Consider the following 22,208-nt stretch of genomic DNA (forward strand, 5'->3'; position numbering starts at 1 on the left):
AATCAATCCAACCACAGTTTCGGACTGCGCGTCCCGCAGGTTGGGGTAAAAGATAAGTGACGAGTGTGTATCCGGCGTCTGCAGGCCACTCACCCGGACGGGTGGGGTGACCTCATCACTGCCCGGTGGGGCGAGGGCGGGTAAACTTGAGGGCCGCCCTTTATGACACAGTGCGCCGCGCCGCGGAGCACGCCGCCAGGCGGGGTGCCGCCCCGGGGCCAACGAGGACCCATTCGGCGGGAACACGACTTGTGGGTCATACTGCGCGCGCCGTTTACGCGTGGCGGATGGCCCCGAGAAATAAAAATCTGAAAGGAATGAGCACTAGTGCTGCGTACCCATTTGGCAGGCGAGCTTCGCAAGGATCTGGCCGGTGAGACCGTGACGCTGACGGGCTGGGTTTCCCGCCGTCGCGACCACGGCGGAGTGATCTTTATCGATCTGCGCGACCGCTCCGGTATTGCCCAGGTCGTCTTCCGCGAGTCCGAGGTTGCTGAGCGCGCCCACGATCTGCGATCCGAGTACTGCGTCAAGGTCACCGGCGTCGTCGAGCCGCGCCCGGAGGGCTCGGCCAACCCGAACCTCGCCTCGGGCGAGATCGAGGTCAACGTGTCTGACCTCGAGGTCCTCAACAAGTCTGCTGCGCTGCCGTTCCAGATCGATGACCCCTCCACCTCCGGTGAGGTGGGCGAGGAAGCCCGCCTGCGCTACCGCTACCTCGACCTGCGCCGCAAGTCCCAAGGTGATGCCCTGCGACTGCGCTCTGCCGCCAACCGTGCTGCGCGCAAGGTCCTCGACTCTCACGACTTCACGGAAATCGAGACTCCGACGCTCACCCGTTCCACGCCGGAAGGCGCCCGCGACTTCCTCGTGCCGGCTCGCCTGAAGCCGGGTTCTTGGTACGCCCTGCCGCAGTCCCCGCAGCTGTTCAAGCAGCTGCTCATGGTCGCTGGCATGGAGCGCTACTACCAGATCGCCCGCTGCTACCGTGATGAGGACTTCCGCGCTGACCGCCAGCCGGAGTTTACCCAGCTCGACGTTGAGATGTCCTTCGTCGACCAGGACGACATCATCGCGCTGGCCGAGGAAATCCTCGTCGAGCTATGGAAGCTCATCGGCTACGAGATCACCACGCCGATCCCGCGCATGACCTACGACCACGCCATGAAGTACTACGGCTCCGATAAGCCGGATCTGCGTTTCGACATCAAGATCGTCGAGTGCACGGACTTCTTCAAGGACACCACCTTCCGCGTGTTCCAGAACGAGTACGTCGGCGCCGTCGTCATGGAAGGCGGTGCCTCGCAGCCGCGCCGTCAGTTCGACGCGTGGCAGGAGTGGGCGAAGCAGCGCGGCGCTAAGGGCCTGGCCTACATCACGGTGGGCGAGGACGGCACGCTGGGCGGCCCGGTCGCTAAGAACATCACCGACGCTGAGCGCGAGGGCATCGCTGCCCATGTCGGCGCGAAGCCGGGCGACGCGATCTTCTTCGCTGCCGGTGACACCAAGTCTTCCCGCGCGCTGCTCGGCGCCGCGCGTGGCGAGATCGCCAAGAAGCTCGACCTCATCAAGGACGGCGACTGGGCCTTTACCTGGGTCGTCGACGCCCCGATGTTCGAGCCGTCCGCAGACGCCACCGCCTCCGGCGACGTCGCGCTCGGCCACTCCAAGTGGACTGCTGTGCACCACGCGTTCACCTCGCCGAAGCCGGAGTTCCTCGACTCCTTCGACAAGGACCCGGGCTCCGCGCTGGCTTACGCCTACGATATTGTCTGCAACGGCAACGAGATTGGCGGCGGCTCCATCCGTATCCACCAGGATGATGTCCAGAAGCGCGTCTTCGACGTCATGGGCATTGGCGCAGAGGAAGCCCAGGAGAAGTTCGGCTTCCTGCTCGACGCCTTCCAGTACGGCGCTCCGCCGCACGGCGGCATCGCCTTCGGCTGGGACCGTATCGTCTCCCTGCTCGGTGGCTTTGAGTCCATTCGCGACGTCATTGCCTTCCCGAAGTCCGGCGGCGGCGTCGACCCGCTTACCGATGCCCCGGCCCCGATTCCGGCCGCGCAGCGCAAGGAGACCGGCGTGGACTTCAAGCCGGAGAAGGCGAAGAAGGACGCCGCCCAGGCTTAAGGCGAGCCTGTCGAGGCTTCGGCTGCCGCGGACCGGCGTGCTTCACGCGAACCGGTCGCAGGTAGCCTGAGCCCACGCCCATGGCGCGGCCTACGCAGCCGCGCCGCCAAGACTTTCTATTTCGCGTGCGCATCCACGCCGCACGCACTCGTACAGGAGGCTGTAGAGATCATGGACGCAGCGACGGGTAGTCCCGCGCCAGACGGCGCGTTAGGCGCACCGCACGCTCCCCAAGAAGACCTCGACGTCGATCGCGTCGTCGCCATCGCCCGCGACCTCTTGGCGCGGCGCTTTGGTGGCACGCCGGACCTTGGCGACGTCGAGCTGTTGGGTGGCTCGGGCAACGCCACGGTCGTCCGCGCGCGGCTGTCCTCGTCGGCGTTCCTTCCGCATCGCTCCGTCGTGGTCAAGCACATGCCCGTCACAGGCCACGCCATCGACGACTCGGCGTTCATGAGTGAGGTCGTTGCGTACCAGTTCACGACCTCGCTTCCCGAGGAGGTGCGCCCTGGTCCGGTGCTGCTGGCCTATGACATGGACCAGCGCATCGTCGTGCTCACCGACATCGGCGATGCCGACACCCTCGTCGATCGCCTGCGCGCCGCCGATGACGCGGAGCGCATCAAAATCGTGCGCCTGCTCGGCGAGCAGCTCGGCCTCATGCATGCGGGCACTGCGGGCCGCGAACAGGACTATGAGGCGCTGCTCGCGCGGATGCTGCACAAGCACCCCGATTACCGCGCGAACCAGGCTAAGCGCGACGATGCACTGCAGCGCTCTATTCTCATGGGCCTTGACCTCTTGCGCGACGCGGGTCTCGAGCCGCCCGCTGAATTCACGGAGCTGGCCACGCACGCCACCGAAATCCAGCAGTCCGGCCGCTCCCGCGCGTTTACGCCCTTTGATCTCTCGCCGGACAATATCGTGGTCGGCGACAAGATCTACTTCCTCGACTACGAGTGGGCCGGTTTCCGCAACGTCGGATTCGACGTCGCGTGTGTCATCGCCGGATTCCCGCAGTTCCTCTTCTCGCGCCCCATCTCCAACGAAGAGGCCGACGTCTTCGTCGGCGCGTGGGCCCGCGAAATCGCGGAGACCTGGCCACGCTACGCGGACGAGCATAAGCTCCACCGCCTGCTTGTTTCCTCGCTCATCGGCTGGGCATTGTCTTCGGTGACGATGCTCTACGCCGATAGCTTGGAGGGCATCCTCGCGCTCGCGCGCGGCGAGGACATCCTCGCCACGGAAAACCGTGAGTCCATCCTCCGCAGCCCGGATGAGGGCCACTTCAGCGAGGACGAACTGCTCGTGCGCCAGGACCTCTTCGAGACCTTCGAGGCGCTCGGCCGTTTCGCTGCACAATGTGAGACTGACGAATGCCTGCCCGTCTCCGTCTTCGCGCAGAACGTCGCCGCACGCCTTCTCCCGCCATCCACGTACTGATATGGCACAGGAATCCCTCTTCGGTGCGCCTGCCGATGCCCCCTCCGGCGCAGCGCCCCGCCCCGGCCGCGATCTCTTCGCTACGCATGCCGGCAGCCCGCTCGCCGCGCGCATGCGCCCGCGCACGCTCGACGAGGTACTCGGCCAGGACCATCTGCTCGGCGAGGGTAAGCCGCTGCGTCGCCTCGTTGAGGGCTCCGGCGAGGCCTCCGTCATCCTCTACGGCCCGCCTGGTACGGGGAAGACGACCATCGCCTCGCTCATCGCGTCGGCGATGGGCCAGAACTTCGTGGGGCTGTCCGCGCTCGACTCGGGCGTAAAACAACTCCGTGAGGTCATTACGCACGCGCGCCAAGAGCTCATCCAAGGCCGACGCACCGTGCTCTTTATCGACGAGGTCCACCGTTTCTCCAAGACGCAGCAAGATGCTCTGCTTGCCGCCGTGGAGAACCGCACCGTGCTGCTCGTCGCCGCGACGACGGAGAACCCGTCGTTCTCGGTCGTGGCGCCGTTGCTCTCGCGCTCGCTGCTGCTCCAGCTCAACTCGTTGGAGCCGGAGGATCTGAAAACCTTGGCGCGGCGGGCCTTGGAGGACGAACGGGGCATCGGCAAGCGCGTGGGAGCCACGGAAGAGGCGCTGGACCAGCTGGTCCTGCTCGCGGGCGGCGACGCCCGGCGCACGCTGACCTACCTGGAGGCCGCGGCGGAGGCTGTGCCGGACGGCGGGGAGATCACCCCGCAGGCGATTAAGGACAACGTCAATCGCGCCGTCGTTCGCTATGACCGCGACGGTGACCAGCACTACGACGTCGTGAGCGCGTTTATTAAGTCCATCCGTGGCTCGGATGTTGACGCGGCGCTGCATTACCTCGCGCGCATGATTGAGGCGGGGGAGGACCCGCGATTTATTGCGCGGCGGCTCATGGTGCATGCGTCTGAGGACATCGGCATGGCGGATCCCACGGCGCTGCACACGGCCGTTGCGGCCGCGCAGGCGGCGCAGCTTATCGGTCTGCCCGAGGCGCGCATTCCGCTCGCGCAGGCGACCATTCATCTCGCGACGGCGCCGAAGTCGAACGCGGTTATCGCGGCGATTTCTGCGGCGCAGGCGGACGTCGCCGCGGGCAAGATTGGCCACGTCCCGCCCCACCTGCGCGACGGCCACTACGAAGGCGCGAAAAAGCTCGGCCACGCGGTGGGCTACAAATACCCGCACGATGACCCGCGCGGCGTCGTCGCGCAGCAGTATCTGCCGGACGAGCTGGCGGGTGCGGTCTACTACGAGCCCACTAATCACGGCGCCGAGTCGCGCATCCGCGATTACCTGGGGCGGCTGCGCAACCTCATTCGCGGGAAAAAATAGCGGCGCGTATGCGCCCCGGTTCCGCCCGATGTGCGGGGAGCGGGTAAAGTTGTGCGAGTTAAACCCAGGGGCGCGCTGCGCCCCGCTGACGCTACCGCACATAAGGATGTTTGCGACGTGAAAACCCATGAGATTCGGGAACGCTTTACCCAGCACTTCGTCAAAGCCGGCCACCAGGCCGTGCCCAGCGCCTCGCTGATCCTCGACGACCCGAACCTGCTGTTCGTCAACGCCGGCATGGTGCCGTTTAAGCCCTACTTCCTGGGGCAGCAGAACCCGCCGTTCCCCAACGGCACGGCGACGTCCATCCAGAAATGCGTGCGCACCCTCGACATCGAGGAAGTCGGTATTACGACGCGCCACAACACGTTCTTCCAGATGGCCGGCAACTTCTCGTTCGGCCAGTACTTCAAGGAAGGCGCCATCACGCACGCCTGGGCGCTGCTCACCGGCTCGCTCGAGGACGGCGGCTTCGGCCTCGACCCGGAGCGGCTGTGGGTGACGGTGTACCTCGACGACGACGAGGCGCGCGACATCTGGCGCGACAAGATTGGCGTGCCCGAAGACCGCATCCAGCGTTTAGGCATGGAAGACAACTACTGGTCCATGGGTATTCCCGGCCCGTGCGGCCCGTGCTCGGAAATCTACTACGACCGTGGCCCGGAGTACGGTGCTGAGGGCGGCCCCATTGCTGACGATAACCGTTACATGGAGATCTGGAACCTGGTCTTCATGCAGAATGAGCGCGGCGAGGGCATCGGCAAGGGCAACTTCGAGATCGTGGGCCCGCTGCCGAAGAAAAACATCGATACCGGCTTAGGCATCGAGCGCGTGGCCTGCATCCTCCAAGACGTGGACAACGTCTACGAGACGGACCTCCTGCGCCCCGTCATTGACGAGGCGGAGAAACTTACCGGCTCCACGTACGGCGACGGCGCGCCGAAGGAAGACAATATCCGTTTCCGCGTCATCGCTGACCACTCCCGTACCGGCATGATGCTCATCCTCGACGGCGTCACCCCGTCCAACGAGGGCCGCGGCTACATCTTGCGCCGCCTGCTGCGCCGCATCGTGCGTTCCGCTCGCCTGCTGGGTGCCAAGGGCGCCACGCTGGAGCAGTTCATGAACACCATCATGGACACCATGACGCCGTCCTACCCGGAAATTGCAGACAACCGCGAGCGCATCCTGCGCGTCGCCCTCACCGAGGAGAAGGCCTTCCTCAAGACCCTCGAGTCCGGCACGAAGCTCTTCGACGAGGCCGTCGAGGAGCTCAAGAACACCTCACGCGCCAAGACGCCGAAGGTCCTTTCTGGCGACAAGGCCTTCGAGCTGCACGACACCTACGGCTTCCCGATCGACCTCACGCTTGAGATGGCTAACGAGGCCGGCCTCGAGGTCGACATGGACGGCTTCAACGAGGCAATGGGCGAGCAGCGTCGCCGCGCTAAGGCCGATAATCAGGCCAAGAAGCACGGCCATGCGGACCTGTCCATCTACCGCGAGTGGGTCGATAATAACCCGACCGTATTCACCGGTTACGAGGAGCTCACCTCCGACGCAAAGGTCATCGGCCTGCTGCGCGGCGGCGAAAAGGTCACCGAGGTCTCCGAGGGCGACGAGGTCGAGGTCATCCTCGACCAGACGCCGCTCTACGCCGAGGCCGGCGGCCAGATGGCTGACCGTGGTCGCCTCTTTGCGGGCGAGACCCTGCTTGAGGTCGGCGACGTTCAGAAAATCGGCAAGAAGCTGTGGGTCCACAAGGCGACCGTCACGGCTGGCGGCCTGGACCTCGGCCAGTCCGTCACGGCGGAGGTCAACGAAGAGTGGCGCCATGGCGCCGTCCAGGCGCACTCCGCCACGCACCTCATCCACGCCGCCCTGCGCCAGGTGCTCGGCCCCACGGCCGTCCAGGCCGGTTCTATGAACCGCCCGGGCTACCTGCGCTTTGACTTCAACTACACCGAGCAGCTCACTCCGGAGCAGCTGCAGGAAATCGCGACGATTACCAACCAGGCTGTCGACGCGAACTTCCAGGTCAACACCATCAAGACCTCGCTCGAGGAAGCCAAGGCCATGGGCGCCATGGCGCTCTTCGGCGAAAACTACGGCTCGAAGGTCCGCGTCGTTGAGATGGGCGGCCCGTTCTCCCTCGAGCTCTGCGGCGGTACGCACGTCGGCGCCACGGCTCAGATCGGCCCGGTCTCCGTGCTCGGCGAGTCCTCCGTGGGCTCCGGCGCACGCCGTATCGAGGCCTACTCGGGTCTCGACGCCTTCCGTTACTACTCTAAGGAGACCGCGCTTATCGAGGGCGTCTCCCGCGAGCTCAAGGTCCAGACCGAGGACCTGCCGGAGCGCGTCGCCCAGCTGGCAGAGAAGCTTAAGGCCGCGGAGAAGGAAATCGAGCATCTGCGTTCCGCCCAGCTCGCAGCGAAGGCTTCGGAGTTCCTCGCCGGTGCCGGTGACATCAACGGCTTCCGCGTGCTCACCACGCGCCTGCCCAAGGGCACGTCCGGCAAGGACCTGCGCACCGTCGCGACGGAGATTCGCAACCGCGTCCGCGACGAGGCTGCCATCATCTTCCTCGCTGCCGAGGACGGCCCCAAGGTGCCGTTCATCGCCGCTGCTTCCGATGCCGCCATCGCCCGCGGCGTCAAGTCCGGCGACCTCGTCAAGCGCTTTGGCGAGTTCGTCGGCGGCAAGGGCGGCGGCAAGCCGGACATGGCGCAGGGCTCCGGCTCCAACGCCGCCGGCATCGAAGAGGGCTTCGCCGCCCTCAAGAGCTACGTCGAGTCGCTCTAAGCCAATGGCGAAAGTCGAACCCGATAAGCCCGGCGTCGACGACCCGGGCCTGGGCCGCCGCCTTGCGCTCGACGTGGGCACGGTGCGCATTGGTGTCGCCGTGTCCGACCGTGACGCGAAGCTCGCCACGCCCGTGGAGACCGTGCCGCGCGAGACGGGGTTCAAGGACCGCGACAAAGGCGACATCGACCGCATCCTCGAACTCATCGAGGACTACGATGTCGTGGAAGTCGTGGTCGGTTTGCCCCGTGATTTGCACGCCAATGGGTCAAAAAGTGTGAAACATGCCAAAGAAATCGCGTTTCGCATCCGCCGTAGGCTGGCCGCAGGTGCCACTATGGATAAAGTTCTACCTCCCGTACGCATGGCGGACGAGCGTCTCACCACAGTCGCTGCGACTCATGCACTGCGTGCGTCTGGCGTGAGCGAGCGCAAGGGCCGCGCGGTCATCGACCAAGCGGCGGCGGTAGAAATTTTGCAGTCGTGGCTAGACGGCCGCGCTAACGCCCTGGCGGACTAAGTCCCCGCTCGTGGCTCGGCGCGACGCCTGGCCGCGGCACCCCGGAAACGAGGAGATTGAAGCTTCAGTGAGCCGCAACGAACAGCGCATCGGCAAGCGCATGGAACCGAAGTACGTCAAGCGACGCCAAAACGGCTTGGCCGTGCTCGTCGCGTCCATCGTGCTGATCGTCGGAACGATCGGCTATGTCGCGTGGCATAACCTGCGCGATCTCGGCGTGCCTAAAGACTACGAAGGCGAGGGCAACGGCGTGACGCAGCTCGTGCAAGTCGAAGAGGGCAGCTCCATGTCGCAGCTGGGACCCCAGCTCGTGGAGAAGAACGTCGTCGCCTCGGAGGAGTCCTTCCAGACCGCCGTCGGCAACAACCCGATGGCCTCGCAAATTCAGCCCGGCTTCTTCCGCCTACAGGAGGAGATGAGCGCGAAGTCCGCCGTTTCCGCGTTGCTCAACGACGAGAACAAGGTGGACATGCTCGACGTGCCCGGCGGCCTCACGCTCAGCGACGTGGTCGTCGTCGGTGGCGATATCCGCTACGGCATTTACTCGAAGATCTCCAAGGTCTCCTGCTCTGACGGTTCCTGCGTGGACAAGGCAGAGCTGGAGCGCGTCGCGGCCAACGTCGATCCGGCCGAGCTTGGTGCCCCGGAGTGGGCACTTGACGCTATCCGTGCGCGCGGCAACGACCCGAAGCGCCTTGAGGGCCTCATCGCCCCTGGCCAGTACGTGCTGGACCCGAATATGTCGGCCCAGGAGATCCTCACCGACCTCATCACGCGTTCGACGAAGCAGTACAACGAGACCAATATCGTGGAGCGCGCGCAGGCGATGAACCTGAGCCCCTACGAGTTGCTCACCGCAGCCTCCCTCGTCGAGCGCGAGGCGCCAGCCGGCGAGTTCGACAAGGTCGCCCGCGTCATCCTCAACCGTCTCGCCGAGCCTATGCGCCTCGAGTTCGACTCCACGGTTAACTATGACCTCGCGGACGTCGAACTCGCCACGACGGACGAGGCCCGCGCCCGCGAGACCCCGTGGAACACCTACGCCAAGGACGGTCTGCCGGATACTCCGATCGCGTCGCCATCCGAAGACGCCATCCAGGCCATGGAGAACCCGGCTGAGGGCGACTGGACGTTCTTCGTCACCGTCGACGAGCAGGGCACCACGGTGTTCAGCAACAACTACGATGAGCACCTGGCCAACGTCGACCGCGCCATCAACTCCGGCATTCTCGACTCGCAGCGCGAGGGCGAAGGCGCCGGCGCGTCAGGCAACGCCGAGCAGTAACGCCGCCGCATGCCGCCCCGTCCGCACTCCGCGGGCGGGGCGCTTGCCGTGTTAGTCCACCGTGCACTCGATGCGCTTGCCGTACGGTGTGACGAACCACAGCACGCCATCTTCGTCTCGAAAATAGGAATTCCCATCTGCTTTCTTGCCGTTATGGTGGGCGCACAGCGGCACGAGATTCGACGCGTTCGTCATCCCGCCTTTCGCCCAGGCGATGAGATGGTCGCGCTGGCACTTCATGGCAGGCGCCTTGCAACCCGGGTGGATGCACTGCGGCCATAGCGCCCACGCCATGGCGGTCTGCTTCCGATTGAACAGCGGCGTGACCCGGTAGCAATCCACCGGCTCGTTCCACCGCGTGGCCAGCGTGACAAGCCCCGCGCCGAGCAGCTTCTCCTCGACGAGCTGTTTGCCCGTGCGCACCGTCCCGTCCGTGGCGCGAAACTTCTTCTCGCCCGCGGTTCCATCGAGGATCTCTTCAACATCATCGAGAGTGATGACGATATGCGCCGCGCGCCCGGGCACGGTGTCTTTGGCTTTGCCCTCGGTGAGCGCCTTGAATCCTTCTAATAGGTTGTCGAAATTCTGCGGCCCGGATTCGTTGACTCCGGGTAGAAGATTGAACAAGTCGATGAGCCACGGCTCGTTCGTGTCGAGGACGAGCTTGTGCCAGCCGTCCTTGCGGTACGTGTGGCGCGCCGTTGGCTTCTTCTCCGGCGCGGGCAGCCATTTCGCGGCCACCTCGTCGATTTTCTCGGCGGGCGTATCGCAAAGTTTCACGCGCAGCCGGTCGGGAGTTTTCTTTTCCTTTTTGACGTGGTTTTCGATCTTCTTCAACGTTTTCACGGTATGCCTGCGGGTGCGCGCAGCATCGCGAGCCTTGCGCTGTAAGCGCGTCGCGTGCGTCGGGCCCCAGTAGATGTGGGCGAGCTTCACGCCGTCGAAGGCATCGGTCTTCGGCACGCCCTGGGCGCGGAGGTCTTTGGATTCGAGACCGACGAGGTCGCGGAGAGAGTCGACGCCAATGGTGGTCGCTTCAACATAGGAGATAGTCATGCCTGCGACGCTATGGCCAGCGTCACTACCGCGGCAATGGCCCGTGCGTGCGCCTGTGGATAACCCCGATTTTCTTGCCCAATATAATGGGCAAAGATCCAGACTGTGGATACGGAACCGTAGGTTCTCGCCGGGACCCTCCGCCGTCTGCCGCTCACGTTCGTCCTAGTGAAAGGCCCTTTCCATGCCCCGCGCCGCCGTTCTTGGTTCACCCATCGCGCACTCGCTCTCGCCCGTCCTGCACAATGCGGGTTACGCGGCCTTGGGGCTCGACGACTGGAGCTATGAGTGCTTCGAGACCACCGCCGAGGAGCTGCCGGAGCGCGTGGGGGAGTCCGAGTCCGACTTCCGTGGGTTCTCGGTGACGATGCCCGGCAAGTTCGCTGCCCTCAACTTCGCGACGGAGGTCACCGATCGCGCGCGGCTTATGGGCTCGGCGAATACGCTCGTGCGCCTCGAGGGCGGCGGCTGGCGCGCGGACAACACAGACACCGAGGGCATCGCCGGCGCCTTGGCTGAGCTCATGGGGGCCACGCCTGGCACGGGCCGCAGGGCACTGGTCATTGGGGCCGGTGGCACGGCCCGCCCGGCACTGTGGGGCTTGGCGCAACGCGGCTACCGCGACATCGATGTGCTCAACCGCCGGGACCGCACGGCAGAGTTTGCCAAGCTTGCCGATGCCCTCGAGCTCAACCTCACCCCGGTGAGCTACGCCGACAATCTGCGGGCGCGCGTCAAGCAGGCTGACGTCATCGTCTCGACAGTGCCGTCCGCTGCACTCACGGACCACCTCGAGGCGCTCAGCCATGCGCCGGTGCTCGACGTCATTTACGACACGCTACCCACACCGCTCATGGCATACACTGCGGCGGACGGTTATCCCACCGTGGGTGGGCACATCATGCTGGCGCACCAGTCTTTCAGCCAATTCGAGCAGTTCACCGGGCTCTCGGCGCCGCGCGCAGCGATGGTGGACGCGCTCCTCGAAGCGCTGAAGAAGCGCGACTAAACGCGCGCCGGTGGCAACGTCGCGTCAGCGGGGAAGAGCGTGGGCCCGCCCAACGCATGAAGTAGACGAGCGCGACGAGCGGGCCCACCGTACCGGCGAGCGCTTGGCCGGACTCGGCGCCGAAGGTACCGATGGCCACGGCGATAGCAAGCTCAAAATTATTGCCCGCTGCCGTAAAGGCGACGGACGCGGAGCGATCGTAGGGCATGCCCGCGGCCCGGGCCTCGACGAGTGCGACGCCGAACATCACGACGAAGTAGCACAGCAGCGGCAGCGCGACGCGCGCGACGGCCCAGGGCTGCGCTATGACGTACTCACCCCTGGAGACAGAAGAGCACGACGATGGTGTAGAGCAGCCCGAGCTGCGCAGCGTGCTGCAGATCGGCTAAGCCTGCGCGTCACGCTCGGGACCGCTAGTATCGGGCGGCATGTGGGGTGGACTCGTGGGGATACTCGTCGTAGCCTGGGCGGCTGCGTTGTGGCGCTTCGACGTGCGCGAGCGCCGGCTGCCCGCGTGGCTCACGCTGCCCGCCGCGGCTGGCGCGCTGCCCTGGATAAGCCTCGCCGGCTGCGCGTGGGCGGGACTGTATTTGGCGCTGGGGGTGGCCCGGGGCGGCATCGGCGGCGGGGATATCAAGCTTGCGCTATCGCTGGGCATCGCCGTGGCACACGTAACGGGGTGGCCGGGCGTGCTTGCGGCGGTCTTCCTCGCGAACGTTGCGACGCTCGTCGCGCAGGCAGCGCGGTGGCACTGGGCTGGCGCAGGTGATCCCGCTCCCGCGCATGGCCCTGGCATGCTTGCTGCGGCGGGCAGCGTCCTCGCGTGGGGTATGTGGGGGCCGCACGGCATATGAATTTAAAAGCACTGGCGACCTAGTGCCAGCATGGGCCCGCGCGGCGTGCGATAATAATCCGCATGCTTCGTTGGACTACTGCCGGAGAATCCCACGGCCAGGCGCTCATCGCGATGATTGAGCACATGCCCGCTGGCGTTCCCATCACAGAAGAAGAGATTGCCTTGCAACTGTCCCGCCGTCGTCTGGGTTATGGCCGCGGCGCGCGCATGAAGTTTGAACAGGATGAGCTCACGCTGCTCGCCGGCATCCTCCACGGAAAGACGATTGGCAGCCCCATCGCCATCCAGATCGGCAACACCGAGTGGCCCAAGTGGACCACGATTATGTCCCCGGCACCGCTGGACATGGACGATCCGGAGGTCGCCAAGGGCATGGAGTCGGGCCGCGGCGCCAAGCTCACCCGCCCGCGCCCAGGCCACGCCGATTTCGCCGGCATGGTGAAGTATGACCACGATGGCGCGCGCCCCATCCTCGAGCGTTCCTCTGCACGCGAGACCGCCGCCCGCGTTGCGGCCGCTACCGTCGCGCGCAATTTCCTGCGCGAGACCCTCGGCGTCGAGGTATTTTCCCACGTCATCTCCATCGGGGCGTCTGAGCCTTCCGATGCCACCCCTACCTTCGCTGACCTGGAGGGTATCGACGCTTCGCCGGTGCGGGCGGCATCGGTAAGCGCGGAGGCGTCCATGGTCGCCGAGATTGAGGCGGCGAAGAAGCAGGGAGACACGCTAGGCGGCATCGTGGAGGTCATCGTGGACGGCCTGCCCATCGGGCTGGGCTCGCACATCTCGGGCGAGGATCGCCTGGATGCCCAGCTGGCGGCCGCGCTCATGGGCATCCAGTCAGTCAAGGGCGTAGAGATTGGCGACGGCTTTGAGGAAGCTCGCCGCCGTGGCTCCGAGGCGCACGACGAGATGGTGCGCGCGGAGGGCGGCGTCACGCGCCTCACGAACCGCGCGGGCGGCCTGGAAGGTGGCATGACCAATGGCCAGACGCTGCGCGTGCGCGCGGGGCTCAAGCCGATTTCGACGGTGCCGCGCGCGCTGAAGACCGTGGATATGGCCACGGGCAAGGCAGCGAGCGGTATTCACCAACGCTCCGACGTGTGTGCGGTGCCTGCTGGCGGCGTGGTCGCCGAGGCCATGGTGGCGCTCGTGCTCGCGCGTGCGGTCCTGGAGAAGTTCGGTGGGGATTCGCTCGCCGAGACGAAGCGCAATATCGCGGCGTACCAGGAGTATGTCGCTAAACGCCTGAGCTTTCCGGAGGGGGAGTAGATGACCGACCGACTCAATAGCCCGCAGCCTGTCGCGGACGAGGTCACGGCCGCGGGGCCGGAGACCGTCGAGAAGGCCATCCACTTCGGTCACCGTCCGCGCGTCGTGCTTGTGGGCCCGCCGGGGGCGGGAAAGTCGACCATCGGCCGCCGCCTGTCTCGTGCGCTCAACTGTGAGTTCGTGGATTCGGACGCGCTCATCGAGGCCGCCGAGGGCCGCTCCTGTGGCGAGGTCTTCGCAGCTCTCGGCGAGCCGGCCTTCCGTGAGCTGGAAGAAAAGCACGTGGCCAACGCGCTGCTGTCGGATGGCGTGGTTTCGCTGGGCGGTGGCGCCGTGATCTCGCAGGCCAACCGCGATCTGCTCGAGGCGATGACCGTCGTACTCATCGACGTGAGCGCGGAGGAAGGCGTGCGCCGCACGGCCAACGAGAACACCCGGCCGGTGCTCGCCGCTGCAGATCCCGTCGCGCATTACCGCCAGCTGCTCGAGGACCGCGCCGCGTACTACCGCGAGGTCGCGGACTTCCGCGCGCGTACCGACGGCCGCTCGCCGCAGCAAGTGGTGGGCGATATTTTGAGCTTCCTCGAAAGCCTCTAAGGAGAAGACATGATCCAGGACACCGTTGCCGTCAACGGCCCGTGCCCCTATGTGGTGAGCATTGGCCACGATTTGTCTGACGATATCGTCGCGCGGGTGCGCACCATCGGTGCGCGTAACGTGGGCATCGTCCACCAGCCGGCGCTTGCGGCGGCGGCGCGCCAGATCGCTTCGGCGTTGGAATCGCTCAATGTGACGCCGGTGCTCCTGCCCATCCCGGACGCGGAGGCGGGTAAGACGCTCGCCGTGTGCGGCGAGCTGTGGGACCAGCTGGGCGAGGCGAATTTTTCGCGCGCCGACGCGCTCATCGGCCTGGGCGGCGGCGCGGCGACGGACCTCGCCGGCTTCGTGGCCTCTGGCTGGATGCGCGGCATCAAGGTCATTCAAGCTCCCACGACGCTGCTGGCCATGGTCGACGCCGCCGTGGGCGGCAAGACCGGCATCAACACCGCAGCAGGCAAGAACCTCGTGGGCGCGTTCCATGAGCCGGACTCCGTTTTCGTGGATCTCAACCTCCTGCGCACGCTGCCGGAAGACGAGCTGCGCGCCGGCTCAGCGGAAATCATTAAGACCGGTTTCATCCACGATCCCGTCATCATCGAGCGTTATCTCGTAGATCCGGCTGCGTGCCTCGACGTGGACGGTTTCCTGCCCGAGCTGGTCACGCGCTCGATTACGGTTAAGGCCCACGTCGTGGGCCAGGACCTCAAAGAGTCGGGCCTGCGCGAAACCCTCAACTACGGCCACACCTTCGGCCACGCGGTCGAGCTGCGCGAGCACTACACCTGGCGCCACGGCAACGCCGTCGCGGTGGGCATGATGTTTATCGCGAATCTCTCGGCGGCGCGCGGGCTTATTATGCCTGAGCTGCTCTCAACGCACCGCGCTATTTTGACCGCGATAGGCTTGCCCACGACGTATGAGGGCGGCCACTTCGAGGAGCTTTACGCCGGCATGACGCACGATAAGAAGAACCGCGGCGGCCATATCCGCTTCGTCGCGCTCACGGATATCGGCGCGACGACGCGCATTGAAGACGCCACCGAGGATGAGATGCGTGCGGCGTACGAGGCCATTTCGGAGTAAAGGAGAATTCATGAAGATTGTCGTTCTCAACGGACCGAATCTCAACCGCTTGGGCAAGCGCCAGCCGGAGATTTACGGCTCGACGACGCTCGCGGACGTGGAGGCCATGGTCGCCGACCGCGCCGCCCAGCTGGGCCTGGAGGTCGAGTTTTTCCAGTCCAACCACGAGGGTGCCTTGATCGACCGAGTCCACGCCGCGGCGGACGCGAAGGCGGGCGTCATCATCAACCCCGGCGGCTTTACCCACACCTCGGTCGCCTTGCGTGACGCGCTGGCGGAGATTGCTGACGGCGCGGGCTTCGTCGAGGTCCACATCTCCAACGTCCACGCCCGCGAGGAATTTCGTCACTTCTCGTATTTGTCACCGATTGCGCGCGGCGTTATCGCGGGTCTCGGCACCTTTGGCTACCTCGCGGCGCTCGAATACTTCGCGCAGTCGGCGTAGGCGCAGCGGCGCGGCGTCAATTACCCCCCAATCGAGCATTTCCGGCCGTGGACCGGGCTACCATAGAGGGCGTTCGTTTCGTCCGCACGAGACCCCGCGCGTCACGCGCTGGGGTCCCGGCCGTTGTATGACAGAGGAGACCACCATGGCCCTGGCTGATACCCGTTTTAGTAACCGTCGCCGCAAGCTCGCCGCGCAGCTCGCCGGCCAGCGCATCGACGCCATGCTGGTCACCCACCTCACGCACGTGCGCTACCTGTCCGGCTTTTCCGGATCCAACGGCGGCCTGCTGCTGCGCAAGGATCTCACGGCGACGATGGCGACGGACGGCCGCTACACCACGCAGATCGCCGAGGAGGTCCCGGATCTCAAGGCCATTCTGGGCCGCGCGGTAGGCGAGGAGCTGCTCAAGACCCTCACCGGCCCCATGCGCGTGGGCTACGAGGCGGACTACGTCTCCGTCTCCCAGCTGGAAAAGCTCACCGCAGCCGCGCCCTCCGATATCACGCTCGTGCCCGTCACCGGTGTTATCGAAGACATCCGTCTGGTCAAGGACCAGCACGAGTTGCGCCGCCTCACCGAGATCGCGGAGCTGGCCAACACGGCGCTCACCCAGCTCATCGACGCGGGCGAGCTCGCCGCGGGACGCACCGAGCGCCAGGTCGCCGCGGATCTCGAGTACCGCATGCGCACCCTCGGCTCGGAGCGCGTGTCCTTCGACACCATCGTTGCCTCCGGTCCGAACTCCGCGAAGCCGCACCACGGCGCGGACGACCGCGTTATTGAAAACGGCGACCTCGTCACCATCGACTTCGGCGCGCACCTCCGAGGCTTCAACTCGGACTGCACGCGTACCTTCGTCGTGGGCGAGGCCAACGACTTCGCCAAGGAAATCTACAACGTCGTGCTCGAGTCGCAGCTGGCCGGCGTGCGCGCCGCGGTGCCGGGCGCGAAGCTCGTCGACGTCGACGCCGCGAGCCGCACCGTCATCGAGGACGCAGGCTACGGCGAGTATTTCGTCCATTCCACCGGCCACGGCGTGGGTCTCGACGTCCACGAGGGGCCGTACGCTGCGAAGACCGGCACGGGCGAGCTGGCCGAGGGCATGACGCTTACCATCGAGCCGGGCATCTACGTGCCGGGTAAGGGCGGCGTGCGCATCGAGGACACGCTCATCATCACCTCGGGCGCGCCGCAGATCATTACGCAGTACCCGAAGGATATGCGCGAGATTTAATGCCTGCGTCCCCGTGCGCGGGTCCCATTCCAGCAGGGACCGTGCGCGGTGGTAGGCTTAGACACTGTTTTCACACGCCCATTCATTCGTAAAAGACCCAGGAGAAAAACCTTCCATGGCTGATACCACCGACTTTAAGAACGGCCTTGTCCTCAAGATGGACAACAAGCTGCAGCAGATTATCGAGTTCCAGCACGTCAAGCCGGGCAAGGGCCCTGCGTTCGTGCGCACCAAGCTCAAGGACGTCGTCACCGGTAAGGTCACGGATAAGACCTTCAACGCGGGCGTCAAGGTCGAGACCGCCACGGTGGACCGCCGCACGATGACCTACCTGTACAACGACGGCTCCAACTACGTCATCATGGACGACAAGACCTTCGAGCAGTTCGAGGTTCCGTTCGACAAGTTCGGTGACGCTGGCAAGTTCCTGCTGGAGAACATGCAGGTCCAGGTCTCCTTCCACGAGGGCGAGATCCTCTTCGGCGAGCTGCCCATCTCCGTCGACCTCAAGGTCGAGCACACCGAGCCGGGCCTGCAGGGCGACCGCTCCTCGGGCGGCACCAAGCCTGCCACCCTCGAGACCGGTGCTGAGATCCAGGTCCCGCTGTTTATCGAGATCGGCAACGTCCTCAAGATCGATACCCGCACCGGCGAGTACCTCTCCCGCGTCAATAACTAAGGCACCCCCTCGCTGTGAGTGATAAAGAGAAGTCGCGCGACATCAACTACAAGCGACACACCGCACGTTACCGCGCGCGTCGCCGCGCGGCCGACATCCTCTTCGAGGCCGAGACTCGCGATATCGATCCCGTCGCGATCGTGGAGGACCGCATTCAGCTTGCCCGCGACAAGGAGTCCGGTGTGGCTCCCATCGCGGAGTACACGGCAGAGATCGTCCGCGGCGCGGCCGAGGAACTCGACATTATCGACGAGAATATCGCCCGCTTCCTCTCAGAGGACTGGGAGTTCCATCGCCTGCCGGCCGTCGACCGCGCCATCATGCGCGTCGCGGCGTGGGAGCTGCTGTTCAACCCAGACGTGCCCACGGCGACGGCCATCGTGGAAGGCGTCGAGCTCGCCAGCGAGTACTCGACAGACAAGGCGGCACCCTACGTGCATGCCGTCCTCGACGACATCGCCCAGTCGCGCTCGCTGTCGAACCCAATGAACGAGTCGGGTCTCGGAGAAGGCGAAGCCCCAGCAGACCACGAGGTTGCGGAGGCGCAGCCGCTCGACGAGTTCGGGGATCCTGAGTTCCCTCCGCTCGACGAGGACGATGCTGAGAAGTAACCGGCTGTGAGCCGAACCCACGCCGCTTGGCGTGGGTTTTCGCTTTTAGTAGTGGTGCGCGCAGTACGATGTTGCGCATGACTGTTGATTCCGAAGCTGCACTGGTGGACATGTGGCCGCCGTTTGGATTGCGCATTGCGGCGCGCGATGACCGGCACGAGATTGCTGTGCGCGTCCTGCGCGACGAAGACGTCGCGCGTATTGCAGGCGTGGGCGTCCACGACGTCTACGGCGACGATGTGCCCGAACACGCGTTTCCGTGGGTTTTCCATAATTCGCCGCAGTCTTCGGCGCAGCATCGCTGGTTTAACCGTGCGAACTTGAGCTCCGAAGAGTGGTCGCTCGACTTCTTGGTGACCGCAGGCGGCGAGCCTATTGGCGTCGTCGACATGCGTAGCAGCGACTTCGCGCATACGCGCGAGGTCAGCACCGGCTCGTGGGTCTTCCACCGGTTCCAGGGCCAAGGCTTCGGAACGTTGGTGCGCCATGCCGTCGCGCAGTTCTGCTTTGACCACCTGGGAGCGGCGAGCATTGCGAGTGACTGGGTCGTGGGGAACGCGGCATCGGAAAGCGTGTCTCGCAAGCTGGGCTACGAGCTGCTGCCGGACGACGGGGAGACCACGCCGTGCGGTCCGGAAGGTAAGCCTAGGCCCGTGCGACGCGGACGGCTGCGTGCCGCCGACTACACGCCGGCGGCGCGCGTCGAATGCGCGGGCCTTACGCCGCAGCTACGGACGATGCTGGGCGCTTGAGCTCGCGGTCGACCTGAGCGAGCGCCGACTTGATGACGGCGACGAAGCCTGCGACCTCGACGACGGGGAGGGCGAGCGTGCCGGCGGCGCTGAGCGCGCGGGCGGTAGCGGGGGCATCGGCAGCCTGGCGGGCGGCGAGAGTGAGCAGCAGGGACATGGCGCCCAGGCTGGTCGCGAGAAGGCTGCCGGTGACATCCAGCTTGTTGTCGCGGCGCGTGGTCCACTCGGCGAAGCCAGCGACGGCTGCGGCGGGGAGGATGGAGCTCAGCATGGCGCGGGCGGGGCTCGTCCATTTCTTGGGGGCGAAGGTGGCTGACCACTTCCGGGGAAGCGGGCGACCGTCCTTGATGGCGGGGAGGGCCGCTGCGGTGCTCAGGGCGAGGAGCGTCCACGGTGCGCCGCGCAGGACGGCGATCGTGGTGGCTGGGATGTGGGCCTCGAGGTCGGGGAGCGAGTCGTCGGGGCGGATGAGACCTAGGCGGCTGGCAATGGCGCCGATGTTGAAGTCCCAGCCGATGCCTGCGGCGCGCGGGACGAGGAGCTTCGGGTTCTCCGGTTCGAAGGCGCCGAGTCGCGCGGCGGGGTTGGTAAGGCCCGAGAAGTCGGCCGGGATACCGAGGAAACGGTGGGTGGTGGGATCGTAGAGTTTCATGGTTACTGCCCTTTCAGGATGGTGTCGACGATCGTGGTGAGGGTCTGCCATTCGGCGGTGAGAGCGGCGAGCTGAGTGCGGCCCGCGTCGGTGACGACGTAGACCTTGCGTGGTGGCCCGCTGGGGGATTCCTCCCAGCGGCTGGTGAGGTATCCGGCTTTCTTTAGACGCGCGAGGAGCGGGTAGAGGGTGCCGGAGGAGACCTCGAGCCCTTGCGCGTTGAGCCGCTCGAGAAGCGCGCCTCCGTAGCCGGGGCTGACGTGAAGGGAACGCAGAACGATGAGTTCCAACACGCCTTTGCGAAGCTGTGTATCTGCCATGCAAGCTCCTTTGTTGTGCCAACTACTATGTATTGCATAGTAGCGTGATTCGAGGCAAAAGGGAAGGGCTCACGCTTACAGTGGGGGAATGTCGACATTTAAGATTGCCGACGCGCTAGCGCTGCGCGCCGGAAAGAACGTCGAGCTGTCCTCCGTCGATCCGAGCTCCACGCCGGGCTTTGACGGAGACAAGGACGAACTGGCCGCGCGCCCCAGTCACTACGACGAGGAGCTCTACGCCAATGGTCGTGCCTACGGGGAGAAGGCCCCCTCGGTGCTCGTCATTCTGCAGGGCATGGACACCTCCGGCAAGGGGGTGTCATTCGCCACGTGTTCAGTACGTTTGATCCGCAGGGCACGGACTCCGTGGGCTTTGGCAAGCCGACCGAGGAAGGGATGAAGCACGACTTTCTCTGGCGCATCCGCAAGCACGACCCCAAGCCGGGCCACGTGGTCGCGTTTGACCGATCGCACTACGAGGATGTGCTGATCCAGCGTGTCCACACATGGGTTGATGAAGACGAGATCGACCGCCGCTTTGAGGCCATCAAGGACTACGAACGTGAGCTCGCCAAGTCCGGCGTCCACATCATTAAGGTTTTCCTGCACCTGTCGAAGAAGGCGCAGAAAGAGAACCTCCTCGAGCGCACCGAGCGTGAGTACAAGTTCTGGAAGTACGACCCGTCCGACGTCGAGGAACGCGCCTATTGGGATGATTACATGGCCGCCTATAAGGACGCCATTCGATGCACCGATGCCTACCACGCGCCGTGGTGCGTCATCCCCACGGACAATAAGAAGTACGCGCGCATGGCGCTCATGTTCCTCATCGTCGACGTGCTGCGTCACCCGGACCTGCCATGGCCGGCGGCGGAGTGTGATCCAGAGACCGTGCGCACGCGTATCGAGGAGTCTTAGGTGGTACATATCCCTTCAGGACATATAACGGGCCCGCTCGGTGCGGCGGGCAGAGCTTATATGTGCGGAAGGGATTTTTTGGATGAGCGTGTGAGCGGGTGTGCGTATTACTCGGCGTCGCGCTCCTGGACGGTGCGGGCGAATTCGTTGAAGTTGTCGAGCGTGCCCAGCAGTGCTTCCTGCGCCGCGACGACGGCGTAGTTAAGTGCGTGGAAGAGTTGATCATCGTTCATGCCCGGGCCGGCCGTGAACGTGGCGTCGCCGCGCAGCTCCGCGTGTCCGTCCACGTCGCCCACGAGCGCGCGGCCGTCGAAGGCGGCGGCATTGAGCTCGTTGGTGATGACGTGGAAGACCGGGGCGATCTCGGCGAAGTCGAGTTCGGTGGGCAGGACGCATTCGACGCGCACGAGCTCGTCGGTGATGCTAAACACCCAGTCAAGGTCGTTGCGCTGAGCGACGGCCATATTCGGAGTCTCGGGGTGGGCGACGGCGCCAAAGTCGTCCTCGTTGAGCGAGGCAATGACGCGCTCGAGGGTGACGGCGGGAAGGTCAGTGTGGGAGAAGAATTCGTAGGGGTTCTCGAACTCTGGTGCTTGCTGAGTTGCATCAGTCATGAACTAGTCCTCCTCGTTCCACGTGACGGCCTGGGGGAAGGCCTGCGCGACGGCCTCAAAAGCGGCGGAGAAGCTGCCAAAGACGCTCAGGATGAACGTGCCCAGCTGGTTGCGGCTGAGGCCTTCGCCGATGGCCATCGCACGGTTGCCGTTGATGACGATCTGCTCGGTGGGGTGCTTGCCCTGACCGTCGCTGAAGGCGTAGCTCAGCGTCGGCGCAACCATCTGCCAGTTGAAGTCCGCAATGATGGGCGCGACAGTTTCCTCCGCGGACGCGTCGAGGCGGCCCTCCCACGTCGCAAAGGCGCTCAGGGTGTCATCCTGAATGTCGAAGTGGATGGTGAGATGCGGCAGGCCGGTCTGGAGGACGATGCGCTCGTCCTCCGGCGCGGCGGCCGCAGCATCGGCATCCGTGTCGGTCTCGGGGTCAGTCTCGGAGTCGTTGGGCGCCGAGACGAGCACGTAGTCTGCGCCGAGGAGCTCGAAGATCTCCACGAGGCGGTGAATGTTGACGGGCTGTACCTCGGTGTCGGCCGCGTGAGACGGAGCGTTGGAGGCCAT

General features: G+C 65.3%; 21 protein-coding genes and 2 pseudogenes. 17 read left to right on the top strand and 6 right to left on the bottom strand.

The window, feature by feature from the left end:
* Positions 1 to 327 precede the first annotated feature (327 nt).
* The 6 genes from aspS (at position 328) to mltG (ending at position 9,543) form a co-directional block, all read left to right on the top strand.
* Positions 328 to 2,130 (top strand): aspartate--tRNA ligase, encoded by a 1,803-nt coding sequence (gene aspS, locus HMPREF0307_RS11435; protein ID WP_066493095.1) that lies wholly within the window; start codon positions 328 to 330, stop codon positions 2,128 to 2,130.
* Between the two features lie 171 nt (positions 2,131 to 2,301).
* Positions 2,302 to 3,573, top strand: a complete 1,272-nt coding sequence (locus HMPREF0307_RS11440; protein WP_230384125.1) for a phosphotransferase family protein — start codon at positions 2,302 to 2,304, stop codon at positions 3,571 to 3,573.
* Position 3,574: 1 nt separating this feature from the next.
* Positions 3,575 to 4,936, top strand: coding sequence for a replication-associated recombination protein A (locus HMPREF0307_RS11445; RefSeq protein ID WP_066493096.1), 1,362 nt, complete (start codon positions 3,575 to 3,577; stop codon positions 4,934 to 4,936).
* 117 nt (positions 4,937 to 5,053) lie between these two features.
* Positions 5,054 to 7,738: an alanine--tRNA ligase gene (gene alaS / locus HMPREF0307_RS11450; RefSeq protein WP_066493100.1), complete on the top strand. Its 2,685-nt coding sequence runs from the start codon at positions 5,054 to 5,056 to the stop codon at positions 7,736 to 7,738.
* 4 nt (positions 7,739 to 7,742) lie between these two features.
* Complete coding sequence (ruvX, locus tag HMPREF0307_RS11455; RefSeq protein ID WP_066493103.1) at positions 7,743 to 8,258, top strand: Holliday junction resolvase RuvX; 516 nt, start codon at positions 7,743 to 7,745, stop codon at positions 8,256 to 8,258.
* A 100-nt stretch (positions 8,259 to 8,358) separates the two neighbouring features.
* Entirely contained in the window at positions 8,359 to 9,543 is a 1,185-nt protein-coding gene (mltG, locus tag HMPREF0307_RS11460) for an endolytic transglycosylase MltG (RefSeq protein WP_066493306.1), read from the top strand.
* Between the two features lie 51 nt (positions 9,544 to 9,594).
* Here mltG and HMPREF0307_RS11465 read toward each other — a convergent pair whose 3' ends face one another.
* Positions 9,595 to 10,599, bottom strand: a complete 1,005-nt coding sequence (locus HMPREF0307_RS11465; RefSeq protein WP_066493106.1) for an HNH endonuclease signature motif containing protein — start codon at positions 10,597 to 10,599, stop codon at positions 9,595 to 9,597.
* Positions 10,600 to 10,783: 184 nt separating this feature from the next.
* Between HMPREF0307_RS11465 and HMPREF0307_RS11470 the strand changes: the two genes are divergently transcribed.
* A complete protein-coding gene (locus HMPREF0307_RS11470) occupies positions 10,784 to 11,608 on the top strand; it encodes a shikimate dehydrogenase (protein ID WP_066493111.1) in 825 nt (274 codons plus the stop codon).
* Here HMPREF0307_RS11470 and HMPREF0307_RS13400 read toward each other — a convergent pair.
* Positions 11,605 to 11,976 (bottom strand): annotated as a pseudogene (locus HMPREF0307_RS13400) (arsenic resistance protein); the annotation flags it as partial. The gene HMPREF0307_RS11470 and the pseudogene HMPREF0307_RS13400 overlap by 4 nt on opposite strands.
* Before the next feature lie 60 nt (positions 11,977 to 12,036).
* On the opposite strand from HMPREF0307_RS13400, the gene HMPREF0307_RS11475 reads away from it, so the two are divergent.
* From HMPREF0307_RS11475 to HMPREF0307_RS11515, 9 genes are all read left to right on the top strand, one after another.
* Positions 12,037 to 12,462 carry a prepilin peptidase gene (locus tag HMPREF0307_RS11475; RefSeq protein WP_066493112.1) on the top strand — a complete coding sequence of 142 codons (426 nt, stop codon included), beginning with the start codon at positions 12,037 to 12,039 and terminating at the stop codon, positions 12,460 to 12,462.
* Between the two features lie 62 nt (positions 12,463 to 12,524).
* Positions 12,525 to 13,736: a chorismate synthase gene (gene aroC, locus HMPREF0307_RS11480; protein WP_066493113.1), complete on the top strand. Its 1,212-nt coding sequence runs from the start codon at positions 12,525 to 12,527 to the stop codon at positions 13,734 to 13,736.
* The gene (locus tag HMPREF0307_RS11485; protein WP_082723333.1) at positions 13,737 to 14,333 is read left to right on the top strand and encodes a shikimate kinase; all 597 of its coding nucleotides are present in this window, start codon (positions 13,737 to 13,739) and stop codon (positions 14,331 to 14,333) included.
* 9 nt (positions 14,334 to 14,342) lie between these two features.
* Positions 14,343 to 15,419: a 3-dehydroquinate synthase gene (aroB, locus tag HMPREF0307_RS11490; RefSeq protein ID WP_066493117.1), complete on the top strand. Its 1,077-nt coding sequence runs from the start codon at positions 14,343 to 14,345 to the stop codon at positions 15,417 to 15,419.
* Between the two features lie 10 nt (positions 15,420 to 15,429).
* Positions 15,430 to 15,864: a type II 3-dehydroquinate dehydratase gene (gene aroQ / locus HMPREF0307_RS11495; protein WP_066493119.1), complete on the top strand. Its 435-nt coding sequence runs from the start codon at positions 15,430 to 15,432 to the stop codon at positions 15,862 to 15,864.
* A gap of 145 nt (positions 15,865 to 16,009) precedes the next feature.
* On the top strand, positions 16,010 to 17,101 hold the full coding sequence (locus HMPREF0307_RS11500; protein WP_066493125.1) for a M24 family metallopeptidase: 1,092 nt from the start codon (positions 16,010 to 16,012) through the stop codon (positions 17,099 to 17,101).
* Positions 17,102 to 17,216: 115 nt separating this feature from the next.
* Entirely contained in the window at positions 17,217 to 17,780 is a 564-nt protein-coding gene (gene efp, locus HMPREF0307_RS11505; protein WP_066493128.1) for an elongation factor P, read from the top strand.
* A 14-nt stretch (positions 17,781 to 17,794) separates the two neighbouring features.
* Entirely contained in the window at positions 17,795 to 18,391 is a 597-nt protein-coding gene (gene nusB, locus HMPREF0307_RS11510; RefSeq protein ID WP_066493129.1) for a transcription antitermination factor NusB, read from the top strand.
* 77 nt (positions 18,392 to 18,468) lie between these two features.
* Complete coding sequence (locus HMPREF0307_RS11515; RefSeq protein ID WP_168164057.1) at positions 18,469 to 19,143, top strand: GNAT family N-acetyltransferase; 675 nt, start codon at positions 18,469 to 18,471, stop codon at positions 19,141 to 19,143.
* Here HMPREF0307_RS11515 and HMPREF0307_RS11520 read toward each other — a convergent pair.
* Positions 19,109 to 19,795, bottom strand: a complete 687-nt coding sequence (locus HMPREF0307_RS11520) for a DUF5808 domain-containing protein (protein ID WP_066493135.1) — start codon at positions 19,793 to 19,795, stop codon at positions 19,109 to 19,111. The two genes, HMPREF0307_RS11515 and HMPREF0307_RS11520, sit on opposite strands and share 35 nt — an antisense overlap.
* 2 nt (positions 19,796 to 19,797) lie before the next feature.
* Complete coding sequence (locus tag HMPREF0307_RS11525) at positions 19,798 to 20,115, bottom strand: PadR family transcriptional regulator (RefSeq protein WP_066493136.1); 318 nt, start codon at positions 20,113 to 20,115, stop codon at positions 19,798 to 19,800.
* Positions 20,116 to 20,203: 88 nt separating this feature from the next.
* Between HMPREF0307_RS11525 and HMPREF0307_RS11530 the strand changes: the two are divergent.
* Positions 20,204 to 21,033: pseudogene (locus HMPREF0307_RS11530) on the top strand (PPK2 family polyphosphate kinase).
* Between the two features lie 107 nt (positions 21,034 to 21,140).
* Here HMPREF0307_RS11530 and HMPREF0307_RS11535 read toward each other — a convergent pair.
* Positions 21,141 to 21,647, bottom strand: coding sequence for a hypothetical protein (locus HMPREF0307_RS11535; protein WP_066493137.1), 507 nt, complete (start codon positions 21,645 to 21,647; stop codon positions 21,141 to 21,143).
* A gap of 3 nt (positions 21,648 to 21,650) precedes the next feature.
* Positions 21,651 to 22,208 carry a hypothetical protein gene (locus HMPREF0307_RS11540; RefSeq protein WP_066493138.1) on the bottom strand — a complete coding sequence of 186 codons (558 nt, stop codon included), beginning with the start codon at positions 22,206 to 22,208 and terminating at the stop codon, positions 21,651 to 21,653.

The organism is Corynebacterium sp. DNF00584 (assembly GCF_001552965.1).
In the GTDB taxonomy this organism is placed as follows: domain Bacteria; phylum Actinomycetota; class Actinomycetes; order Mycobacteriales; family Mycobacteriaceae; genus Corynebacterium; species Corynebacterium phoceense.

Coding starts and splice junctions, on each gene's coding strand:
- HMPREF0307_RS11470 (WP_066493111.1), top strand. CDS start 10,784: ATGCCCCGCGCCGCCGTTCTTGGTTCACCCATCGCGCACTCGCTCTCG.
- HMPREF0307_RS11485 (WP_082723333.1), top strand. CDS start 13,737: ATGACCGACCGACTCAATAGCCCGCAGCCTGTCGCGGACGAGGTCACG.
- HMPREF0307_RS11525 (WP_066493136.1), bottom strand. CDS start 20,115: ATGGCAGATACACAGCTTCGCAAAGGCGTGTTGGAACTCATCGTTCTG.
- ruvX (WP_066493103.1), top strand. CDS start 7,743: ATGGCGAAAGTCGAACCCGATAAGCCCGGCGTCGACGACCCGGGCCTG.
- aroQ (WP_066493119.1), top strand. CDS start 15,430: ATGAAGATTGTCGTTCTCAACGGACCGAATCTCAACCGCTTGGGCAAG.
- HMPREF0307_RS11520 (WP_066493135.1), bottom strand. CDS start 19,795: ATGAAACTCTACGATCCCACCACCCACCGTTTCCTCGGTATCCCGGCC.
- HMPREF0307_RS11540 (WP_066493138.1), bottom strand. CDS start 22,208: ATGGCCTCCAACGCTCCGTCTCACGCGGCCGACACCGAGGTACAGCCC.
- HMPREF0307_RS11515 (WP_168164057.1), top strand. CDS start 18,469: ATGACTGTTGATTCCGAAGCTGCACTGGTGGACATGTGGCCGCCGTTT.
- efp (WP_066493128.1), top strand. CDS start 17,217: ATGGCTGATACCACCGACTTTAAGAACGGCCTTGTCCTCAAGATGGAC.
- HMPREF0307_RS11500 (WP_066493125.1), top strand. CDS start 16,010: ATGGCCCTGGCTGATACCCGTTTTAGTAACCGTCGCCGCAAGCTCGCC.
- HMPREF0307_RS11535 (WP_066493137.1), bottom strand. CDS start 21,647: ATGACTGATGCAACTCAGCAAGCACCAGAGTTCGAGAACCCCTACGAA.
- aroB (WP_066493117.1), top strand. CDS start 14,343: ATGATCCAGGACACCGTTGCCGTCAACGGCCCGTGCCCCTATGTGGTG.
- HMPREF0307_RS11465 (WP_066493106.1), bottom strand. CDS start 10,599: ATGACTATCTCCTATGTTGAAGCGACCACCATTGGCGTCGACTCTCTC.
- HMPREF0307_RS11475 (WP_066493112.1), top strand. CDS start 12,037: ATGTGGGGTGGACTCGTGGGGATACTCGTCGTAGCCTGGGCGGCTGCG.
- mltG (WP_066493306.1), top strand. CDS start 8,359: ATGGAACCGAAGTACGTCAAGCGACGCCAAAACGGCTTGGCCGTGCTC.
- HMPREF0307_RS11445 (WP_066493096.1), top strand. CDS start 3,575: ATGGCACAGGAATCCCTCTTCGGTGCGCCTGCCGATGCCCCCTCCGGC.
- HMPREF0307_RS11440 (WP_230384125.1), top strand. CDS start 2,302: ATGGACGCAGCGACGGGTAGTCCCGCGCCAGACGGCGCGTTAGGCGCA.
- aroC (WP_066493113.1), top strand. CDS start 12,525: ATGCTTCGTTGGACTACTGCCGGAGAATCCCACGGCCAGGCGCTCATC.